This is a genomic window from Streptomyces sp. NPDC058964, from assembly GCF_042741275.1.
Taxonomy (GTDB): Bacteria; Actinomycetota; Actinomycetes; order Streptomycetales; family Streptomycetaceae; genus Streptomyces.
Genome location: NZ_JBHYKH010001089.1, coordinates 1 through 1,014, shown reverse-complemented (window position 1 = coordinate 1,014; position 1,014 = coordinate 1). Strand labels below are relative to the sequence as shown.

1 protein-coding gene is annotated in these 1,014 nt (G+C 75.5%); it reads left to right on the top strand.

Annotation, left to right across the window (positions count from 1 at the left end):
* Positions 1 to 1,014 (top strand): aminotransferase class III-fold pyridoxal phosphate-dependent enzyme (locus ACFW2E_RS47875; protein ID WP_384478699.1); only part of this gene is annotated, 1,014 nt, incomplete at both ends.

The window sequence follows — 1,014 nt, the reverse complement described above, 5'->3', positions numbered from 1 at the left end:
CCCTGCGGGCGATCCGCGAAGTCCTGGACGCGGGCGCCCCCTTGCAGGTCGCCGGCCTCACCACTCCGGTCGAGGAGGCCTTCGTCACCGAACTGATGCGTACGTTGCCGCCCGGACTGGCCGACCGCGCGCGGGTGCGGTTCTGCGATCCGGCCGGGAAGAACCCGGTCGCCACCGCCGCCGGACTGGTCCGTGCGGCCACCGGCCGAACCCGGGTGATCCACTCCACCGACGCGGACCGGGCGGCCGGGACCGGTCTCGCCGACCCGAGGCCGGGAGAGGCGCTGCCCGCCGGAATGCTCCTGGAACCGGTCCGGGGCCGGGACGGCGTGCTCCCCACACCGGACGCCGTGCTGCGCCGCCTGCGCCACGGCACGGCCGAGCGGTCCGTTCCGCTGATCGTCGACGAGACCGAGACCGGTGTCGGGCGGACCGGGGCCTTCTGGGCGGTCGGACACAGCGGTGTCGTCCCCGACGTCCTGGTCCTCTCCAAGGCCATCGGAGGCGGACTGCCCCTCGCCGCCGTGGTGTACCGCGACGACCTGCACACGGAAGAGGGGAGCGCGTTCCGCGGCAATCAGCTCGCCATGGCCGCGGGCGCCGCCACTCTCGCCCACGTCCGCGAGCACGGTCTCGCCGAACACGCCGCGGCCCTGGGCGGCCGGACGCTGGCCCGGCTGCGCGGCCTGGCGGATGACTTCCCGTGCGTGGGCGACGTGCGGGGGCTCGGTCTGATGATCGGCATCGAGCTGACGGCACCGGACGGTACGGCCGACGCCGCCCCGCGCGGCACCCCCCGCAATTCCGCCGCCGCCCTCCAGCGGGAGTGCCGGCGCCGAGGAGTGATCGTCGACCTCGCGGGCCCGTCCGGGAACGTCGTACGACTGCTGCCGCCGCTGATCGTCACCGAGGAGCAGATGTCGGCGGTGCTGGACCGCCTCGCCGACGCGGTGCAGGCGGTGCAGCGCGGCCCGAGCGGTCACGCCCCACCGCACGGGGTGCACGCCGCACGCC